18 protein-coding genes are annotated in these 18,728 nt (G+C 72.9%); 4 read left to right on the forward strand and 14 right to left on the reverse strand.

Annotation, left to right across the window (positions count from 1 at the left end; translation table 11 throughout):
- Positions 1-84 precede the first annotated feature (84 nt).
- The 3 genes from OHU34_RS02170 to OHU34_RS02180 are packed head-to-tail and all read left to right on the forward strand — an operon-like array spanning position 85 to position 4,213.
- Positions 85-2,904 carry a cation-transporting P-type ATPase gene (locus OHU34_RS02170; RefSeq protein WP_308285942.1) on the forward strand — a complete coding sequence of 940 codons (2,820 nt, stop codon included), beginning with the start codon at positions 85-87 and terminating at the stop codon, positions 2,902-2,904.
- Complete coding sequence (locus tag OHU34_RS02175; RefSeq protein ID WP_230196759.1) at positions 2,901-3,560, forward strand: TrkA family potassium uptake protein; 660 nt, start codon at positions 2,901-2,903, stop codon at positions 3,558-3,560. Before OHU34_RS02170 ends, OHU34_RS02175 begins: the two co-directional genes overlap by 4 nt.
- The gene (locus tag OHU34_RS02180; RefSeq protein WP_142270453.1) at positions 3,557-4,213 is read left to right on the forward strand and encodes a TrkA family potassium uptake protein; all 657 of its coding nucleotides are present in this window, start codon (positions 3,557-3,559) and stop codon (positions 4,211-4,213) included. Before OHU34_RS02175 ends, OHU34_RS02180 begins: the two co-directional genes overlap by 4 nt.
- Positions 4,214-4,217: 4 nt before the next feature.
- Here the strand turns inward: OHU34_RS02180 and OHU34_RS02185 are convergent, their stop codons facing one another.
- The 9 genes from OHU34_RS02185 to OHU34_RS02225 are packed head-to-tail and all read right to left on the reverse strand — an operon-like array spanning position 4,218 to position 12,110.
- On the reverse strand, positions 4,218-4,838 hold the full coding sequence (locus tag OHU34_RS02185; RefSeq protein ID WP_405764284.1) for a V-type ATP synthase subunit D: 621 nt from the start codon (positions 4,836-4,838) through the stop codon (positions 4,218-4,220).
- Positions 4,835-6,238 carry a V-type ATP synthase subunit B gene (locus tag OHU34_RS02190; RefSeq protein WP_142270452.1) on the reverse strand — a complete coding sequence of 468 codons (1,404 nt, stop codon included), beginning with the start codon at positions 6,236-6,238 and terminating at the stop codon, positions 4,835-4,837. The genes OHU34_RS02185 and OHU34_RS02190 overlap by 4 nt, the downstream gene beginning before the upstream one ends.
- Complete coding sequence (locus OHU34_RS02195; RefSeq protein ID WP_405764286.1) at positions 6,235-7,998, reverse strand: V-type ATP synthase subunit A; 1,764 nt, start codon at positions 7,996-7,998, stop codon at positions 6,235-6,237. The genes OHU34_RS02190 and OHU34_RS02195 overlap by 4 nt, the downstream gene beginning before the upstream one ends.
- Positions 7,995-8,522 (reverse strand): hypothetical protein, encoded by a 528-nt coding sequence (locus tag OHU34_RS02200; RefSeq protein WP_405764289.1) that lies wholly within the window; start codon positions 8,520-8,522, stop codon positions 7,995-7,997. Before OHU34_RS02200 ends, OHU34_RS02195 begins: the two co-directional genes overlap by 4 nt.
- On the reverse strand, positions 8,519-8,752 hold the full coding sequence (locus tag OHU34_RS02205) for a hypothetical protein (RefSeq protein ID WP_142270449.1): 234 nt from the start codon (positions 8,750-8,752) through the stop codon (positions 8,519-8,521). The genes OHU34_RS02200 and OHU34_RS02205 overlap by 4 nt, the downstream gene beginning before the upstream one ends.
- Positions 8,749-9,165, reverse strand: coding sequence for an ATP synthase subunit C (locus OHU34_RS02210; protein WP_142270448.1), 417 nt, complete (start codon positions 9,163-9,165; stop codon positions 8,749-8,751). The genes OHU34_RS02205 and OHU34_RS02210 overlap by 4 nt, the downstream gene beginning before the upstream one ends.
- Positions 9,162-10,628 (reverse strand): V-type ATPase 116kDa subunit family protein, encoded by a 1,467-nt coding sequence (locus tag OHU34_RS02215; RefSeq protein ID WP_405764292.1) that lies wholly within the window; start codon positions 10,626-10,628, stop codon positions 9,162-9,164. The genes OHU34_RS02210 and OHU34_RS02215 overlap by 4 nt, the downstream gene beginning before the upstream one ends.
- A gap of 19 nt (positions 10,629-10,647) precedes the next feature.
- Positions 10,648-11,607, reverse strand: a complete 960-nt coding sequence (locus OHU34_RS02220) for a hypothetical protein (protein WP_405764295.1) — start codon at positions 11,605-11,607, stop codon at positions 10,648-10,650.
- Positions 11,607-12,110 carry a hypothetical protein gene (locus OHU34_RS02225; protein ID WP_142270445.1) on the reverse strand — a complete coding sequence of 168 codons (504 nt, stop codon included), beginning with the start codon at positions 12,108-12,110 and terminating at the stop codon, positions 11,607-11,609. Before OHU34_RS02225 ends, OHU34_RS02220 begins: the two co-directional genes overlap by 1 nt.
- A gap of 175 nt (positions 12,111-12,285) precedes the next feature.
- Here OHU34_RS02225 and OHU34_RS02230 point away from each other — a divergent pair, with 175 nt between their 5' ends.
- A complete protein-coding gene (locus OHU34_RS02230; RefSeq protein ID WP_142270444.1) occupies positions 12,286-13,146 on the forward strand; it encodes a CBS domain-containing protein in 861 nt (286 codons plus the stop codon).
- Positions 13,147-13,167: 21 nt separating this feature from the next.
- Here OHU34_RS02230 and OHU34_RS02235 read toward each other — a convergent pair whose 3' ends face one another.
- Genes OHU34_RS02235 through acsA form a run of 5 tightly spaced genes read right to left on the reverse strand, consistent with a single transcriptional unit; the run spans position 13,168 to position 18,665 of the window.
- Complete coding sequence (locus tag OHU34_RS02235; protein ID WP_230193775.1) at positions 13,168-13,419, reverse strand: acyl carrier protein; 252 nt, start codon at positions 13,417-13,419, stop codon at positions 13,168-13,170.
- Positions 13,416-14,792: a dihydrolipoamide acetyltransferase family protein gene (locus OHU34_RS02240; RefSeq protein ID WP_142270443.1), complete on the reverse strand. Its 1,377-nt coding sequence runs from the start codon at positions 14,790-14,792 to the stop codon at positions 13,416-13,418. Before OHU34_RS02240 ends, OHU34_RS02235 begins: the two co-directional genes overlap by 4 nt.
- Positions 14,793-14,794: 2 nt before the next feature.
- A complete protein-coding gene (locus OHU34_RS02245; protein ID WP_142270442.1) occupies positions 14,795-15,793 on the reverse strand; it encodes an alpha-ketoacid dehydrogenase subunit beta in 999 nt (332 codons plus the stop codon).
- Between the two features lie 2 nt (positions 15,794-15,795).
- A complete protein-coding gene (gene pdhA / locus OHU34_RS02250) occupies positions 15,796-16,878 on the reverse strand; it encodes a pyruvate dehydrogenase (acetyl-transferring) E1 component subunit alpha (protein ID WP_142270441.1) in 1,083 nt (360 codons plus the stop codon).
- On the reverse strand, positions 16,875-18,665 hold the full coding sequence (gene acsA / locus OHU34_RS02255) for an acetate--CoA ligase (RefSeq protein WP_142270440.1): 1,791 nt from the start codon (positions 18,663-18,665) through the stop codon (positions 16,875-16,877). Before acsA ends, pdhA begins: the two co-directional genes overlap by 4 nt.
- Between the last annotated feature and the right edge of the window lie 63 nt (positions 18,666-18,728).

Genomic DNA, 18,728 nt, shown 5'->3' on the forward strand with positions numbered 1-18,728 from the left:
GATGGAAGCCTCACGCAAGGCCCTCCGCGCGATCCGACCGGCTCCGCCGGAACCGAGGGCCTCGGCGCCGTACGGGTTCGGATGATGCGTACCGGTACGGACCCGCTGGTACCGGGCGGGGGGACAGACGCGGCGGTCGACGCCACGTCCGGTTCCGGTCCGCGTCCTCCGGTACGGGAACTCGCCGCCGGTGAGGTGTTCACCGATCTGGGCACCTCACGGCGCGGCTTGTCGGCGGATCGGGCACGGGCGGGGCTGGAGCGGTACGGGGCCAACGAGATGCCGCGTACGAGGCGCCGCCCCGTGTGGCGGCAGCTGGGGGCGCAGTTCACGGACCTCTTCGCGGTCGTACTGATGGTCGCATCGGGGATCACTTTCCTGGCCTACTGGCTGGAAGAGCCGCGTGACGTGGGCACTCTTCAGCTCGCGGTGGCGATCCTGGGCGTCGTGGTGCTGAACGCCGCCATCGGTTTCGCGCAGGAGTACTCGGCCGAGCGGACGGCCCAGGCGCTGGAGGCGATGGTGCCCCACGCCTGTCGGGTGCTGCGCGACGGCAGGCGGCTGGAGGTGCCCGCCCGGGACCTGGTGCCGGGCGACGTGGTGGTGCTGGAGGCCGGGGACGCCGTGCCGGCGGACTGCCGGGTGGTCGAGGCGCACGAGCTGACGGTGAACAACGCGCCGTTGACCGGCGAGAGCAACGCCGTGGGCCGTACGGCCGACCCGGTGGCGGCCGGGCCGCCGCTGGAAGCCCGCAACTGCGTGTTCATGGGAACCGACGTCGTCGCCGGATCCGGACGGGCCGTGGTCTACGCCACCGGTGTGACGACCGAGTTCGGGCGGATCTACCGGCTGGCCGCGGCGGCCCCGCAGCAGAAGACCCCGCTCCAGCACCAGGTGGCCTCCATGGCGCGCCGGGTGGCCGGGGTGGCTCTGGCGATCGGCGCCCTGATGTTCGCCGTGCGGCTGCCCACCGGGGAGTCCCTGGTGCCCGCGTTCGTGTTCGCGCTGGGGGTGATGGTGGCGATGGTGCCGGAAGGGCTGCCCGCCACCCTCTCGGTGTCCCTGGCGATCGGCGTACGGCGGATGGCGCGCCGCCGTGCTCTGATCAAGAAACTGCTGGCGGTGGAGGCGCTCGGGTCGACGACCGTGGTGTGCACCGACAAGACCGGAACACTCACACAGGCCGAGATGACCGTCACCCGGGTGTGGGCGGGGGGTGCGGCGCACGCGGTGACCGGGGTGGGGTACGCCCCGGGCGGGGAGGTCGCCGACGCGGCGCCGGTGCGCGAGCTGCTCCGGGTGGCGGCCCTGTGCTGCAACGCCCGTCTGATCCCGCCCGAGGACGCGCAGCACTGGCGGGTGCTCGGTGACACCACGGAGGGCGCGCTGGTCGTCGTCGCGGTCAAGGCCGGTCTCGACCCGGGCGCGGAGGAGTCGGTTGCTCCGCGCGTGACCGAGTTCCCCTTCGACTCGGACCGCAAGCTGATGACCACGGTGCACAAGAACGGCGCGGGCTACCAGGCGTGTGTCAAGGGGGCGCCGGCGGAGCTGCTGGCGCGCTGCACCGACGTGGAGTGGGAGGAATACCGCGGGCCACTGACCGAGGAGGAACGAGCGACGGCACTCGCGGCGAGCGACGAGCTGGCCTCGCAGGCGCTGCGGGTGCTGGCCGTCGCGCGGCGGGAGCTGGACCGGTCCCGTCCCGCGCAGGACGAGGCGGAGTCGGGGCTCACGTTCCTGGGGCTGGTCGGCATGCTGGACCCGCCGCGTCCGGAGGTCGCCGAGGCGGTCGCCGCCTGCCGCGGGGCGGGAATCCGCATCGTCATGGTCACCGGCGATCACCCGCTCACCGGAGAGGCCGTCGCGCGGCGGGTGGGGATCGTACGGGGGCCGGAGCCCGTCGTGGTGACGGGCGCCCGGCTCGACGCCATGGACGAGGAGGCTCTCGACGCACTGATCGCCGAACCGTCCGAGCTGCTGCTGTGCCGGGTCAGCCCGGAGCACAAGATGCGGGTGGTCACCGCCTTCCAGCGGCGAGGTGAGGTGGTGGCGGTCACCGGGGACGGCGCGAACGACGCCCCCGCGCTCAAACACGCCGACATCGGCGTGGCGATGGGGGCGTCGGGCACCGACGTGGCCCGTGAGGCGGCCTCGATGGTGCTCCTCGACGACTCGTTCGCCTCGATCGCGGTGGCGGTGCGGCTCGGCCGGGCGGTCTACCAGAACATCCGCAAGTTTCTCGTCTACCTCTTCAGCCACAACATCGGAGAGCTGGTCCCGATCCTGGCGGCGACCTTCGCCGGCTTCCCTCTGGTGCCCATCAGCGCGGTGCAGATCCTGGCGATCGACCTGGGCTCCGACGTACTGCCCGCCCTGGCCCTGGGCGCCGAGCCGCCCGAGCCCGACGTGATGGAGCGCCCGCCGCGCCCCCGCCGGGAACGGCTGTTCTCGGCCGCCGTCGTGGGGCGGATCCTGTTCCTCGGCGGCATCCAGGCGCTGTGCGTCACCGCCGTCTTCTTCTGGCACGTCAGGTCCTCGGGCATCCCGTTCGACGACTTCACCAAGGACACGCCCGTCTACCGTGAGGCGATCACCATGGTCCAGGCCGGGATCGTGCTCAGCCAGTTCTTCAACGCGCTCGCGGTACGCACCGACCGGCAGAGCATTCTGAAGGTGGGGCTGCTGTCCAATCCGGCCCTGCTGGCGGCCGGCGGCTTCGGCATCGCCCTCATGGCCGCCATCAGCTATGTGCCGCTGCTGCAGGCCGTCTTCAACACCGCCGCGCTCGACGCCGCCGACTGGGCGGTCCTGGCCGGGCTCGGGACCCTGCCCCTGATCGCGGACGAGGTCCGCAAGTGGTGGCTGCGCCGCCGCGCCGACCACCGGAAGGGAGCGCAACAGTGAAGGTGATCGTCGTCGGCTGCGGACGGGTGGGCTCCACCCTCGCCGGTCTGCTCGCCTCCGAAGGGCACGACGTGCAGGTCGTCGACCGGCGTCCCAAGGCGGCCCGGCGGCTGCCCGACAGCCCCCGCATCCGCTTCCACGAGGGCAACGGCTACAGCCGCGCCGTGCTCGAGGCCGCCGGTATCGAGCACGCGGACGCCTTCGTCGCCGTCACCTCCGGGGACAACAGCAACATCGTCAGCGCGCGCACGGCGAAGGAGACCTACCGGGTACCGAACGTCCTCGCCCGCATCTACGACCCCCGACGCGCCGACATCTACCGCGAACTCGGCATCCCCACCATCACCAGCGTCCGCTGGACGGTCCACCGGATCCACCAGATGCTGCTGCACCGCCACCTCTCCCCCGAAATCAGCTTCGGCAACGGCGAGACCCTGCTCTACCGCTCCGAACTGCCGGTCTATCTGACCGGGCGGCCGCTGACCGAGTTCGAGGTCGACGGCGAGATCCGGGTCGTCGAGGTCACCCGCGCCGGCCGCTCCCTGATCCCCGCGCACAGCACGCCCGCGCTGGTAGGCGACCTGGTCACCTTCGCCGTCGCCGCGACCGCGCTGGGCAGGCTGCGCGGCTTTCTCGACAAGGAGCTGGGGACGTGAACGTGATCATCGCCGGTGCCGGACGCCTCGGCACCCAGATCGCCCAGGTGCTCGCCGCCGCCCACAACGAGGTCACTCTGATCGACGTCGACGACGACCGCGTCGCCGAACTGGAGGGGCGCGTCCCGGTGCGGCTCATCGCCGGGGACGCGTGCGAACCCACCCTGCTGGAACACGCCGGCGCTCTCACCGCCGACCTCCTCATCGCCACCACCGGGGACGACGAGGACAACCTCGTCATCAGCCTGCTCGCCAAACGGCAGTTCTCGGTGTCCCGGGTGGCCGCCCGGATCAACGACGCCGACAACGCCTGGCTGTTCGACGAGCGCTGGGGAGTCGACGTCGCCGTCCCCGCCGCCACCCCGCTGATCTCCCTCATCGAGGAGGCCACCGGGGCCACCGACACGGTCGCCCTCCTGCGGCTCAGCAAAGCCGGCGTCGACGTCATCGAAACGGCCATCACACCGCAGTCCAGGACGGCGGGCCGTGCCCTGGGCGACGTCCCGTTGCCCGAGGGGACGGTCGTCGCCACCATCGTCCGCGACGGACAACCGACCGTGCCGGATCCGGCGGTGCGGCTCCGCCCCGGCGACGAACTCCTCCTCGTCTCGCACACCGCGACCGAGCAGGAGATCCACGCGGCGTTCCAGTGAACGGTCACCGCTCGGGGCTCCGAGCCGCCCAGCGCCGCCGGACGCCGTCCTCGTGCTCGGCCTGCTCCAGGGCGAGGTCGGCCCGGTCGAGTGCCTCCCGCAGGCGGGGAATCCAGTGGCGCCGCAGGGCACGGACCCTGTGCCGGGTGCGGATGACCTCGGCGCCCAGCAGTTCGGCGGCGGCATGAGCGGCGGCGTACTCGACGCCGGCGCGCAGGGCACGGCCGTAAGCCGCTTCGGCGTGCACGAGGGCGGTGTTCGTGGGAGCGGCGGTGGTGGGTGATCGGGCGGGTACGGACACAGCGGCCGCCGCGGGGTGGCGTACCCCCATGGAGGTGGTCCAGCGCAGGGTGACCTCGGCGGGACCGATACCCTCGGCGGCCGCGTCAAGGGCCTGTTCCCCGCCCAGGAAGAGCCCCCTCAGCAGCCAGTCCTCGGCCTCGGACAGCAGGTCCCGCCAGGCACCGGCTGCTGACCTCTCCGCGCTCAGCAGCCGCTCGTGCTCGGCACGCAGGATACGGAGCTTCTGCTCCAGCAGGTCGGCGCCGCGTTCGGCGACATCGAGGCTGTGCCGCAGCCGCAGCCGTCCCGCCCGACCGAGCGGTGTACGGCCGGCGCCGGTCATCGGGACACCTCCGTGTCCGGGATGTCCTTCGCCCCGTGGGCGTCGAGGAGCCCGGTGGGGAGCATGGAGAGCTGGCTGCGGGGCAGCGTGAGCAAGGCCCGCCAGCCGCGTTCGAGCGAGGCATCGAGGCTGCGGGACTCGTCACTGCGCTGGTCGGCGAAGTCCCTCAGGAACGCCTCCTCGAAGTCGAGGTACCGCCGGTCGGTGGAACTCAGCGCCGCATGGCCGACCAGGTCCGCGAGGTCACGGACCTGCCGGGCTCGGGCCAGGGCGGCCAGCAGCTGGGCGGCGACGTCGAGGTGGTCGTCACGGGTACGACCCGGACCGGCGCCCTTGCGCATCAGCCGGGAGAGGGACGACAGGGCGTCCAACGGCGGGTACACGCCCCGCGCGTGCGTCTCCGGCGACAACACGATCTGGCCCTCCGTGATGTAGCCGGTCAGGTCGGGCACGGGATGGGTGATGTCACCGGCGGGCATGGTGAGCACCGGCAGCACGGTGACCGAGCCCGGTCGCCCGCGAATGCGTCCGCAGCGCTCGTACAGGGAGGCCAGGTCGCTGTAGAGGTAGCCGGGGTAGGCGCGGCGGGCGGGGATCTCCCCGCGGGCGGCGGAGACCTCGCGCAGGGCTTCGGCGTACGTCGTCATGTCGGTCATCACGACCAGGACGTGCCGTCCCTCGGTGAAGGCGAGGTGCTCGGCGACGGTGAGCGCGATGCGAGGGGTGAGGATCCGTTCGATCACCGGGTCGTCGGCGGTGTTCAGCAGCAGGACCAGTTCCCCGGCGGCGGAGCGTTCCTCCAGGACGTCGCGTACGAAGGAGGCGTCGGCGTGGGTCAGCCCCATGCCCGCGAAGACGACGCTGAACGCCTCTCCGCCGACGGTGGCCTGCGCGGCGATCTGGGCGGCCAGTTCCAGATGCGGCAGCCCGGCCACCGAGAACACCGGCAGTTTCTGCCCCCGTACCAGTGTGGTCAGGGCGTCGACGGCCCCGACACCGGTGAGCACGGGTTCGGACGGCGGCTCACGTCGTACCGGGTTGACGGGGGCGCCGCCCACCTCCGCCTGGTGGGAGCCGAATATCGGTGGCCCGTCGTCGACGGGGGCCCCGCGGCCGTTGCAGACGCGACCGAGCCAGTCCGTCCCGACCGGGACGCGCAGGGGGCTGCCCGTGAAGACCGCGCGAACGCCCTGCGGGTCCATGCCCGCGGTGCCCTCCAGCACCTGGACGACCGCCAGGCCGCGGTCGGCGTCCAGCACCACGCCGTGGCGCCGTTCGCCCGAGGCGAGGGTGATGTGCGCGTACTCGTCCCAGCCGACCCCGGAGACCCCCTCGACGACCGCGAGCGGCCCCCGGAGTTCACGCACCGCCGTGTACTCGATCCCGCCGGACAGGCTCATGACCGCACTTCTCCCAGCCTCGCGAGCATGGCGTCACGCCGCGCCGCCACCCCGGTGGCGTCGTGCGGCCCCGTGTCCTCCCGGGCACGCAGCAGCGGGCCGAAGTCGACCTCCTCGACCGACGCCGCCGGAACACCGGAGTCCACCAGCTCCCGGCAGCGGTCGACGACCGCCAGGACGGCATCGGCCAGTGCGGCCGTCTTCTCCGGCCCGCAGTACGCGTCATGCTCCGACAGCGCGCTCTGCTGCAGCACGCCCTCCCGCACCAGCCTGCCCGCGAGCACGCTGATCCGCTCCCGCGCCGGAAGGGCGGCGATCCCGATCAGGTCCACCAGGTCGGCCAGTCGGTCGGCCTCCGCCAGTGCCGCACCCACCCGGTCGCGGTGCCGGGACCACGCCGGGTCCCCGGCCGCCCGGTGTCCGGCGGCCAGCACGGGGACGTCCCGGGAGAAGGACCCAGCCCAGGAGACCGCCGGGTAGTGACGGGCGTAGGCGAGGTCGCGGTCCAGGGTCCACAGGCAGCGGACGAAGCGTTCGGTGTGGGCCGTGACCGGTTCGGTCATGTCCCCGCCCGGCGGGGACACCGCGCCGATCACGGTCACCGAGCCCCGGTCACCGCCGAGCGTGGTCACGGCGGCGGCCCGCTCGTAGAAGGCCGCGATGGCCGAGGCCAGTCCGGCCGGATAGCCCTCCTCGGCGGGCAGCGCGCCGGTACGGGAGGCGAACTCGCGCAGCGCCTCGGCCCATCGGGAGGTCGAGTCGGCGATGACCACCACGTCCAGGCCCATGTCACGGAAGTACTCGGCGACCGTCACCCCTGTGTGAACACTGGCCTCGCGCGCCATCATCGGCATGTTGGAGGTGTTCGCGATCGTCACCGTGCGGTCGGCCAGGCGTCCGCCGGTGCGCGGGTCCTCGAGCTCCGACAACTCGGTGATGACGTCGGCCATCTCGTTGCCGCGCTCTCCGCAACCGACGTAGACGATGACGTCAGCGTCGCACCACTTGGCGATCTGCTGGAGCAGCACCGTCTTGCCGGTGCCGAAGCCACCGGGCACCGCGACCGTGCTGCCCCGGGCCACGGGAAAGAGGAGGTCGACCACTCGCTGACCGGTGTTGAGGGCCTCGTGGGTGTCGACGCGCTCCCGCACGGGGCGGGGCCTGCGCACCGGCCACAGGGCGCCCAGCCCCACTTGGGCACCGCCCACCACGGCCACCACGGCGTCCTGCGAGCGGCTCCCGGGACCGGCGATCTCCGTCACGATGCCCCCGCGGCCGGGTGGCACCAGTACCTTCACCCGCACCGGCCCCGCGTCGTGGATCTCCCCGAGTGCCTGGCCCTCGGCCAGGTCCTCGCCCTCCGCTGCCAGAGGGGAGAAGAACCAGGTGCGTTCCTCGGCCTCGGTCCGCCGTGTGTCCGGGAGCAGCCAGTCGCCGGCGCCGGACAGCGGGCGGAGCAGCCCGTCGAAGATGCCGCCGAGCAGCTCCGGACCGAGCCGTACCGACAGCGGCCGACCCTGAGCGAGCGCCGTCTGTCCTGGAGCGAGACCGCCGGTGTACTCGTACGCCTGGACGGTGACGACGTCACCGCTGATGGCCACGACCTCGCCGGGCAGTCCGGCAGGGCCGATCGAGACCAGGTCGTACATCGCGGTGCCGCCCGCGTACTCCATCTCGACCAGCGGTCCGGTGACGCGCAGGATCCTGGAGACCGGCTGCCGGGCGACAGGCGGGCGGTCCGTCCCGGTGGACGTCGTCACGGCTCCCACAGGCTGCGCACCTCCGCTCCCATGCTGTCCAGCGCGCGATCGGCCAACGCGGTCAGCGACAGGTCGACCCGCCTGCCCGGTACCTGGGCCACCACTCCCCCGTCGGCGTGCTCGGTCACCTCGGCACCGGGGTCGAGGAGCACCCGGGCGCGCTGCTCCAGCCGCTCCCGGAGAGACGCGTAGCCGTCGGCCCGGCGCAGGTCCCGGACCCGTTCGACGGCCTTGCGGCGCAGGTCCTCGTACGGCTTCCGCCGAGCGGAGAGCGTGCGGGACCTGGCCTCCCTCCGGGCCCTGACCAGTAGGTCACGGGCCGCGATCGCGCCGTCGGCCTCGCCCTGCCGCCGGGCGTCGTCGAGGATCGCGTGGGCCTCGGCCCGGGCCTGATCGAGCCGGGCGGCGGCCTCCCGCTCGGCGCGGGCCACAAGCGCGTCCGCATCGGCGTGAGCGGCTCGCAGCAGCCCTGCCCGGACCGGGTCGAGCGCGTCCGTCGTCTGATCGGGAGCCGGGGACATCATGGCGGCATCACGGTGGTGAGTCTGCGGCTGCCCGCAGGCAACCCGGGGTCCCGCTCCAGGGCCTCGGCCGCTGCAGGGGTGAGGATCACCATGTCGACGCCGTCCGGCAGGCTCCGCCAGCCCCGGCGCACGGCCTCGGGGTCGTCGGCGACGAGGACGATGGCTCCGGCCAGGGCGAGACCGGCCACACGGGCCCGCTCTCCGAGGGCGGCGACGCGTCCCATGCTCATGCCTTCCCGATGAGGATGACCGCGACGACCAGCCCGTAGATGGCGATGCCCTCGGCCAGGCCGACGATGACCATGGCCCGGCCGAACAGTTCGGGCCGTTCGCTGAGCGCCGCGAGGGCTGCCGCTCCGGTGTAGGCGACGGCGATGCCCGCGCCGATGGTGGAGGCGGCCACCGCGATCGCGGCTCCGATCAGAGCGGCGGAGCCGGAGCCCGAGTCCTGGGCCGCCGCGGTCGCGGCTTCGGCGGATCCGCCGCCGAACGCCAGGGTCAGCACCACGGTGGCGGCCACCAGGAGCACGGCGTCGGCGGCGACCATCCACCACAGGGCCGTCCGGCCCGAGCGCCGCAGCACCAGGCGTGCGGCGACGAATCCCGCCGCGATGACAGGCAGGGCCAAGAACCAGGTGATCACGAGTACTCCTCCCTCGCCGGGCCGAGCCGGGCAGCCTCCCCCGCTGCGGGCGGCCCGATGTCGGCGGCCGGGTCCGGGACGTGCTCGACGGGCAGATGCCAGGGTCTGAAGGGACGTCCCTCTCCCTCGAAGAGCCGGGAGAAGAGTTCGTAGTACTCCAGGCGCAGAGCCTGGACGCCGGCCACCAGTGCCTCCAGCACGAACGCCAGGGCGTTGCCCGCGAGGAACACCAGCAGCGCGGCGGCGACCCCCACCGGGCCCCGGTCCGCCAGGGCCTTCGTGCCGTCCCAGACGATCGCGCCGAGCGCCGCATGGGTCAGCCCGAAGGCCGCGAGTCGCGCGAAGGACACGACATTGGAGCCGATCCGGACCATGGCGTCGAGGAGCTGGATGCCGGTCTGTACGGCTCCGCCCGGGCCGCCCGCCGTGGTCGCGTACAGCCCCGCCCCGGCCAGGGCCAGGCCGCCGACGGCGATCGCGGCCCCCACGGCGGCGAACGCCGGCTCGCCGAGCCACACACATCCGGCGACGGCGGCGAGACCGAGGTAGAGCGCGGCCCCGGCGACACCGGTCGTCGAGTACACGGCCGCAGCCGGTCCGCCCTCCCGCCACCGGTTCACGATGCCCACGGCATAGGCGAAGGCCAGCAGCACGGCGCCGAGCACGACGGCGGCGGCCAGCAGCCGCATGGGCTCCTCCAACGGTGCCAGCCACAGCACGGGCAGCACGCCGGTCGGGCCGAAGAACTCGCCGTACGCCACCCCCGCCAGGGTGGCGGCCAGTCCGGCCCCGGCGACGAACGGCCACAGCGGGCGCAGCGGCGCCAGTCGGCGCGGCCGGCCGGTACGCAGCACAAGGGCGAGGGCGACGAGGAGCAGCCCGTGCCCGGCATCGCCGAACATCACGCCGAACATCACCGCGTACACGATCCCGGCCGGCAGGGTGGGATCGAGGTCGGCGTAGGGCACAGTGCCGTACGTACTGACGAGCGGTGTGAAGGAGCGCCGCACGGTTCTCCCCGGGTGCCCCGGGGTTGCGGCGTCCGCTCCGCTCAGCAAGGTCGGCGGATCGACGCCGCGCGGGGTCCTCAACACCACCAGCGCGCCCCCGGCGCCGGCGATGCGCGCCGCCGTGGCACCCACCTCCGCCTCGGGGCACCAGCCGGCCAGTGCGGCGGCCTCGCCTTGCCGGACCGCGCTGCCAAGGCGCTCCTCCAGCTGCGCCTCACCCGCCAACAGATCCGTTCGGCCCTCGCGCTCCAGGGCGTCCAGGTCGGGGAGAGCCTCGCTGAGAACCGCCGGCCCCGGCTCGGTGCGCAGCCGCCGCAGTCGCGTCGCCACGCGCCTTCGGGCTTCCGGCCCACCGTCCCCGGCCAGGTCGATCTCCACGCGGCCCGCTTCGGCGATGCGGACCAGGCTCTCCCGCAACGCCTTCTCGGGGGCCACGACGGCCACCCTGCGCATCCTGACCGGAACCGCCGGCTCAGCCCGGGGCATCGAGCACCCCCCCGAGCCAGTCCCCTGGGCCTCCGCCGCGGGCGGCCAGCTCCAGCGCGCCACGGATCCGCCAGGCGTCGACCGACAGCAGCGCCACGGCCCCCACGACCGGCTGGGGGCCGAAACGGGCCCGGCGCAGTAGTTCACGGCCGTCTCGCTCGACCGCGTCCCACCAGCGTGCCTCCGCCCGCCACAGGTCCGCCGCCTCCTCGACGTCGGTCAGCAGCCATCGGGCGTCGGCCGGCAGTACCTGCCGGAATTCGGCGTACGACCTCGCGCCCACCGCTCGCGGGCCGAGCAGGCGTGCCGCCCGGTGGACGGAGACGTCGGGCATCCGGCGGCCGACGACGAAGACCTCGCGGCCGAAGAGCAGGGCGAGCCGGGCCGCCGCCCAGCGTGCCGCGTCCGGAACGGCGGTGGCGAGCCGCACCGCGGCCGAGACCCGCATACCGGTGGCGATCGCGGCCGGCGAGTCACCCCCGGGGTCACCCCAGGCGGAGGCCGCCAGCGCGGTACGCAGCTCCGACGGCGAACGGGTGCGGGCGACCCGCGTCCAGGCGATCGCCAGCGCACCCAGGCGGTAGGGCGGGGGGTGGAGGCGTCCGGTGCCCGGCTGCCGCGGGTCGGCAGCGAGTGCGCTCACATGGTGTTCGGTGTTGGCGATCTCGAATCCCGCGGCCAGTGCCCGGACGGCGTCCGTGCCGCCGGCCGGTTGCCAGCCGGCGAGGACCCGGAGATGCCACAGAAGTGTCGCCGAGACCGCACGCTGGGCTTCGGCCGGCGTGACGCCCGGAGTGACGTCGCGTCGGTACGGGGTGGCCGCCAAGTAGCGCAGGGCGTCGTCGAGTTCGCGGGACGCCGCCACCTGCCCGGCGCCCTCGACGCCCAGGCACCTGGTCCGCAGAGCCCGTGCCCGGGTCACACCCGCCACCCGACCGGCCCCCATCAGGAACCACCTCCCCGTGGCCTCCCCGGGTCCTGAGCCCGGTGACCTTCCCCCGGCGGCACGGTCGACGCCTCGTCCGTCGCGAGGTCCTCCAGCACCAGGGCGAGCACCCGGTCGACCAGCGCGGGTGTCCGGCTCCTGGCACGGCCACGTACGGCGACCGCGTCGCGTTCCGCCTCGGCGAGCAGTGCCGCGGCCTCGCCATCGGCCGCACTCAGCACCTGCTCGGCGGTGCGCGCCCGTACCTGCCGGGCCTCCTCGTGCGCCGCGGCCACGATTGCCTCGGCCTGCCCTTCGGCTTCGCTGCGGCGCGATGCGGCGGCCGCGTCGGCCCGTTCGCGTATGTTCCGGGCCTCCGCCTCCGTCTGTTCGAGCAGGGCCAGGGGCGGTGTGAGTTCCGCACGGAGTTCGGCGGAACGGTCCGCGGGCACACCACCCGGTGCGGCGCGGCCGGGGGACGCCACCGGCCGGAACCGCGTCAGAAAGTCCCGGAATCCCGTCACACGCACTCCTCCAGGTGGGCCGAGGCCCCTCTTTCCCAGTCTCCCCGGTGGACGGTGGCCTGTCGCGTCGCGCTTGCCCGCCTGTCCCCCGGCGGGGCTGTTCGGCCCAGAGGCCGCACCGGCCGATCGATGCGAAACTGAGCCCATAGGTGAACGGCGTCCCCAGGAGGCAGCCGTGAGCGACTTCGAGCGCACCTCGGCGGAGAAGGAAGCCCGCCGCACCATGCCCGGCCGCCCCTGGACACCCGGGGAGAAACCGCGCCAGGACGCGCTGCGGCGCTACCTCGGGGCCATCGCCGGCGCCGCGTCGGCGAGGAGCACCGAGGAGTCCGAGCGCCCGCACGGCGGGGAGGATGCCGAGCCGCCCCCCACCGCCGCACCCGGGCCGCCCGTCCCGGAACCGGCCGTACTCCGCGTGCGGGACGTGATGCGGGTGCCGGCGGCCTCCGTGGCTGGTGACATGCCGTTCCTGGACGTGGCTCACACGCTGGCCCGTGAGCAGGTGAGCGCCCTGCCTGTGGTCGACTCGGACGACCACGTGGTCGGTGTCGTCTCGGAGTCGGATCTGCTGGCCAAGGCTGCCGTGATGGCGGAGCCGCGTCGGCACGGAGCTGTCGGCAGGCTGTGGCAGCACCGCCTGTACGACAAGAGCCACGGCGACACGGCCGCCACGTTGATGACCTTCCCGCCCGTCACCGTCCACCCGGAGCAGCGGGTGGCCGACGCGGCGTGGACCGCCGCGCACGGCCGTTTGAAGCGCCTCCCCGTGACCGACCATCACGGTCGGCTCGTCGGTGTGGTGAGCCGACACGATCTGCTGCGTGCCCTGGTCCGCGACGACGCCGAGATCCTCGCCGAGGTCGAGTCACTGGTCGGCCGGCACCTGCTGGACCCGCGCGCTGTCGAAGTCACCGTGGAGAACGGCGTGGTGACGGTGTCGGGGAAAGTGGACGAAGGACTCGTCCCCGAACTGCTGGCCCCGGTGCGGGACATCGATGACGTGGTGGGTGTCATCGACAACACCGAAGCGGTTTGAGCCGTTCACGTCCGCGGCACATCAGCCCGTGCGGGCGACGAGAAAGTCGGCACTGCCGGACAGCGTGGTCAGCCGGGGTGTGTCCTCGTCCTCGATGCGGACACCGGACCGTTCGCTGAGCACCTCCACGAAACTCAGGAAGTCCAGGGAGTCCATCTCCAGCGCGTCACGGAACGCGTCGTCGGGCCCCAGTGCGGCGACGTCGGCGTCCGGGACGACCCGGGAGATCGATTCCTTCACCATTTGCAGCGCGTCGGTTCGGTTGATGTTCACAGCTGCTCCGGGTTCTGCAGGAGATGGGTCACCGCAGTGAGGTAGCGGGCGCCGACAGCGCCGTCCGTCGCTCGGTGGTCGGCCGAGAGGGTCGCAGTGACCACGGGCCGCACGCCCAGCATGCCTTCGACGGCGCACGGCCGGTCGACCACCCGCCCGAAACCGACGAGGGCCACCTGCGGCGGGTAGATCACTCCGAACACGGTCTCCACTCCCTGATCTCCGAGGTTGGTGACCGTGATCGTGGCGTCCGACACCTCGGAGCCGCGCAGTCTGCCCGTACGGGCCCGGGTGACCACGTCCTTCAGGGCCGTCATCAGCTGCGGCAGTGGCAGGGTGTCGGCGTGGTGCAGTGCGGGGGCGACGAGCCCTCCGCCGCGCAGCGAGACGGCCACGCCGAGGTGGACGCCTTCGCCGGCCGTGAAGTGGTCGTCGGTCCAGGAACCGTTGAGCTCGGGGACATCCCGGGCCGCCCGAGCCGCCGCCTTGAGCAGCAGGGCAGCGGGGAGCAGCCGTTCACCGATCGGGCTGCGCCGGTTGTGCTCGTGCAGCCAGTCCATCGCGGCGGCCATGTCCACGGTCGTGGACAGGTAGTAGTGGGGAATGTCCCGGTTGGCGCGGCTCATCAGACCGGCGATCGCCCGGCGCCTGGCGGTTCCCCGGTCTCCCGAGAGACGCTCGGCGGACGGACGTACCGTGGGGGCGCCGACATGCGCGGACGGGGCCTCGGTCGCAGGCCCCGGGGCCGCCTGGCGTACGTCCGCGGCACGGACGGCCGAGTCCTTGCCCGTCCCCCTCACCGTGGCCAGATCGACGCCCCTCTCGGCCGCCAGTCTCCGGGCGAGAGGGGTTACCCGCAGGCGCAGTTGCCGGGCGGCCGCCGCTTCCTCGACGTCGGTTCGGGTGACGCGTCCTCCCGGTCCGGAACCGAGCAGTGTCTCCAGGCCTACGCCGCTCTGCTCCGCCAGATGCCGGACCAGGGGGCCTGCCTCGGTGTGGACGCCCTGTCGAGCGGTGGTCGGTACCGGGGCCTGGGCCGTGGCGGGTTCGGGAGGCGGGGACGGGGGCTTGGCAGGCTCGCCCTTCTTCGGTGCGCGACGGGCCGCTCGTCGCTTCTCCGCCTTCTCGGGTTTCTTGGCCGACGCCCCGATCAGCGCGAGCGGTGTGCCCACCGGCACCGTCGCGCCGGGCTCGACGAGCAGCTCGGCCATGGTTCCGGTCTCGAAGCACTCCACCTCGATGGTCGACTTCGCGGTCTCGACGACCGCGACGGGATCGCCCTTGTGGACGGGGTCGCCGGGTCCCACCAGCCACTCCAGAAGCGTTCCCTCGTCCATGTCGGCGCCGAGGGACGGCATGGTGAACTCGGCCATGGTCAGTCCACCGCCCGGTGGGCGGCCGCGACGATGTCGGGGGTCTGCGGCAGGGCGGCCTCCTCCATCTGACGGGCGTACGGCATGGGCACCTCCGCGCTGCACACCCGCTCGACGGGCGCGTCCAGTTCATAGAACGACTCCTCCGCGATACGGGCGGACACCTCGGCGGCGAAGCTTCCCGTCCGCCATGCCTCGTCGACGACCACCGCACGGTGGGTACGGGCCACGGAAGCGGCGACGGTCCGGGCGTCGAAGGGCCGGAGCGTACGCAGGTCGATCACTTCGGCGCTGATGCCGGCGGCGGCCAACTCGTCCGCCGCCGCAAGGGTCTTGGGCAGCGAACCTCCGTACGTGATCAGCGAGATGTCGGTGCCGGGCCTGCGGACCGCGGCGTGGTCCAGGTCGACGGGCGCGGTGACCGGGAGGAGTTCGCCGGAGACGCTGTAGAGACTTCCGTGCTCGAAGATCAGGACCGGGTCGGGGTCCGCGAGCGCCGGGGCCAGCATGTGGCGTGCGTCCTCGAGAGTGGCGGGGGCGAGGACCCGGATGCCGGGGATGTGCGCGTACCAGCCCTCGAGGCTGTGCGAGTGCTGGGCCCCGAGCTGCCGTCCGGCGCCTGTCGTCATGCGGATGACCAGGGGCACGGCCAGTTGGCCGCCCGACATGTGCAGCAGGGTGGCGGCGTTGTTGAGGATCTGGTCGAGGGCGAGCAGGCTGAAGTTGACGGTCATGATCTCGACGATCGGCCGCAGCCCGGCCAGGGCGGCGCCGATGCCGGCGCCCACGAACGCGGACTCCGACAGCGGGGTGTCGCGGACGCGTGCCGGACCGAACTCCTCCAGCAGGCCGAGGCTGACGCCGAAGCCTCCGCCGTAGCGGCCCACGTCCTCGCCCATCAGGAAGACGCGGTCGTCGGCGTGCAGGGCGTCCCGCAGCGCCTCGCGCAGCGCTTCCCGGTAGGTCGTCTTCGCCGCCTGCGGCGGCTCGCCGTCGTCCATGGTCAGCTCGCCTCCGCCGAAGCGCTGGTGACGTGGTGCAGGAGATGCTCCACCGGTTCTTCGGGCGCCTGCTCGGCCGCCTCCACGGCGTGGTCGACCTCGGCGGCGACCCGGCGCTCGATCCCGGCGAGCGTCTCGTCGACCGGGTCGCCGTCCTTGCGCATGCGGTCGACGAGCCGGGTGATCGGGTCCCGCTCCTTCCACCGCTCGACCTCCGCCTTGTCGCGGTACCGGTCCGGGTCGTACATGGAATGGGCGCGGAACCGGTAGGTGCGCAGTTCGAGGAAGTGCGGCCCGGCACCGGACCTGACGGCCCCGGCGGCCCGTCGTGCGGTCTGTTCCACGGCCTCGACGTCCATGCCGTCGACGGCCCACGCGACCATCCCGTACGAAGCGGCCCGCATGGCCAGGTCGGTCTGCGCCTCGTGCCGCGCCAGGGCCGTGCCCATGGCGTAGAGGTTGTTCTCGCAGATGAGCAGCAGGGGAAGTCTCCACAGGGCCGCGAGGTTCGCCGTTTCGTGGAACTCTCCTTCGGCAAAGGCTCCGTCACCGAAGAAGCAGCAGGTGACACGGTCCTGCCCGCGCATGCGGTCGGCGAGGGCGAGGCCGGCGGCCAGTGGGAGTCCACCGGCGACGATCGCGTTGCCGCCGTAGAAGCGCCGGCTCGCGTCGAACAGGTGCATGGAGCCGCCCCGGCCGCCGCTGCACCCGGTCGCCTTGCCGTACATCTCGGCCATGATGGCCTCGGCCGTGATCCCGCGGGCCAGGGCGTGGCCGTGCTCGCGGTAGGTGGCGACGACCGCGTCCTCGGACGTGAGTGCCTCGTTGACGCCGACGGCCACGGCCTCCTCGCCGATGTACAGGTGGACGAAACCGCGGATCTTCGTCGCGCTGTACAGCTCGACGCACCGCTCCTCGAAGCGCCGGATGCGCAGCATGGCCTCCAGCAGGTCCGTCCGGTGCCCGTCGGCCGAACGGACGGAGGGAGATCCGGCGGCCGTCCTCCGCCTGGTCTTCGCGGCCTTCTTGCCGGTCTTCCGGGGTGCCGGGGCCTTGCGTGCGCCGGTGGGGTGGGCCGGGCTCATGAGGATCCCTCCAGGGTGGACACGTCACCCGTGGGCAGGCCGAGTTCGCGTGCGCGCAGCAGCCGGCGCATCACCTTCCCGCTCCGGGTCTTGGGCAGGTTCTGTTCGAACGCGATCTCCCTCGGTGCGACGGCGGGCCCCAGCTTGCGGCGACCGAAGGCCAGCAGCTCCCGCTCCAGATCCGGAGTCGGCGGGACCCCGGGGCGCAGCGACACGAACGCCTTGACGACGTTCCCGGCGACCGGGTCCGGCCGTCCGATCGCACCGGCCTCGGCCACCGACGGGTGCTCCATCAGCGCGCTCTCCACCTCGAACGGACCGATCAGATGGCCCGCCGACTTGATGACGTCGTCGGCACGCCCCACGAACCAGTACCAGCCGTCCGCGTCCCGGCGCACCAGGTCACCGGTCAGATACCAGCCGTCCGCGAACGCGGCGTCGTAGCGATCCTTGTCGTGGAGATAGCCGCGGAACATCGACGGCCAGCCCGGCCGGAGCGCCAACTCGCCCTCGACCTCCGCCCTGCGCACCTCTGTGACCCGGCCGTCGGTGACCAGGGCCCGGCCGTCCTCACCCTGCTCCAGCACGGTCGCCTCGACACCGGGCATCGGCCGCCCCATCGAGCCGGGCCGTATCTCACAGGCGGCGAAGTTCGCGATCATGATGCAGCCGGTCTCCGTCTGCCACCAGTTGTCGTGCACCGGCAGGCCCAGCACATCCCGCCCCCACAGGACTGCCTCCGGGTTGAGGGGCTCGCCGACGGAGGCGATGAAGCGCAGGGCCGACAGGTCGTAGGAGCGCGGCAGGTCGTACGGGCCCTGGCGTGGTGTGGCGCGCATGAGCATGCGCAGGGCCGTGGGGGCGGTGTACCAGACGCTGACCCGCTGTTCGCCGAGGATCCGGTACCAGCGCCGGGCGTCGTAGTCCCCCTCGTCGACGACCACTGTCACGCCGTGGACGAGCGGGGCGATGATCCCGTACGACATGCCGGTGACCCAGCCGGGATCGGCGGTGCACCAGTACACGTCGTCGGGGTGCAGGTCGAGAGCGTACGCGGCCGTGGCGTAGTGGGCGACGACGGCCTCGTGGACGTGGACCGCGCCCTTGGGGGTGCCCGTGGTACCGCTGGTGAAGTGCAGCAGGGCCATGTCCTCGGGCGAGGTCGGCGGGATGGTGAAGGTGTCCGGGGCGGTGGCCATCACGTCGTCGAAGGAGACGGTGCCCGGCAGTTCCGCGGTGCCGGGCCCGACGATCAGGACGTGTTCCAGTCCGGGAACCGAGGGCCGCCGTTCGGCGACCTTGCGCCGGTACAGGGCCGCGGTGGTGACCAGAACACGGGCGTCGCCGAGCCGTAGCCGCTGCTCGACCGGGTCGGGGCCGAATGCCGAGAAGAGCGGGCACAGCACGCTGGTGTTCTTCAGCGTGCCCAGCACCGTGGTGTACAGCTCGGGGCAGCGGCCGAGCAGGGTGAACACCCGGTCGCCACGGCCGACGCCGAGGGACCACAAAACGTTCGCGAAGCGCGCCGTACGTCGGGCCAGTTCCGCGTACGTGACGGTGGAGACCGAGTCGTCGCGGGCGACGCATCGCAGGGCTGCCCTGTCCGCGTGGGCGGACGCCGCGTGCAGGTCGACCGCCTCGTGGGCCATGTTGAGTCCCCCGCCGGGCAACCCGGCCAGCTCGGTGCGCGCTTGTGCCCAGGCGAAGTCCGAGCAGGCTCGGTCGTAGTCGGCGAGACGAGGTGGGACGACCGATGTGGTGTCCTTGCGGATGGTTTCCCAGTGCATCGGTTCTCCTCCCGGCACTGCGTCCGATGGACCGGCCGGCCCGTTCGGGCTCCTGCTCCGGGC

This window comes from Streptomyces sp. NBC_00080 (assembly GCF_045041255.1).
Classification (GTDB): domain Bacteria; phylum Actinomycetota; class Actinomycetes; order Streptomycetales; family Streptomycetaceae; genus Streptomyces; species Streptomyces coriariae.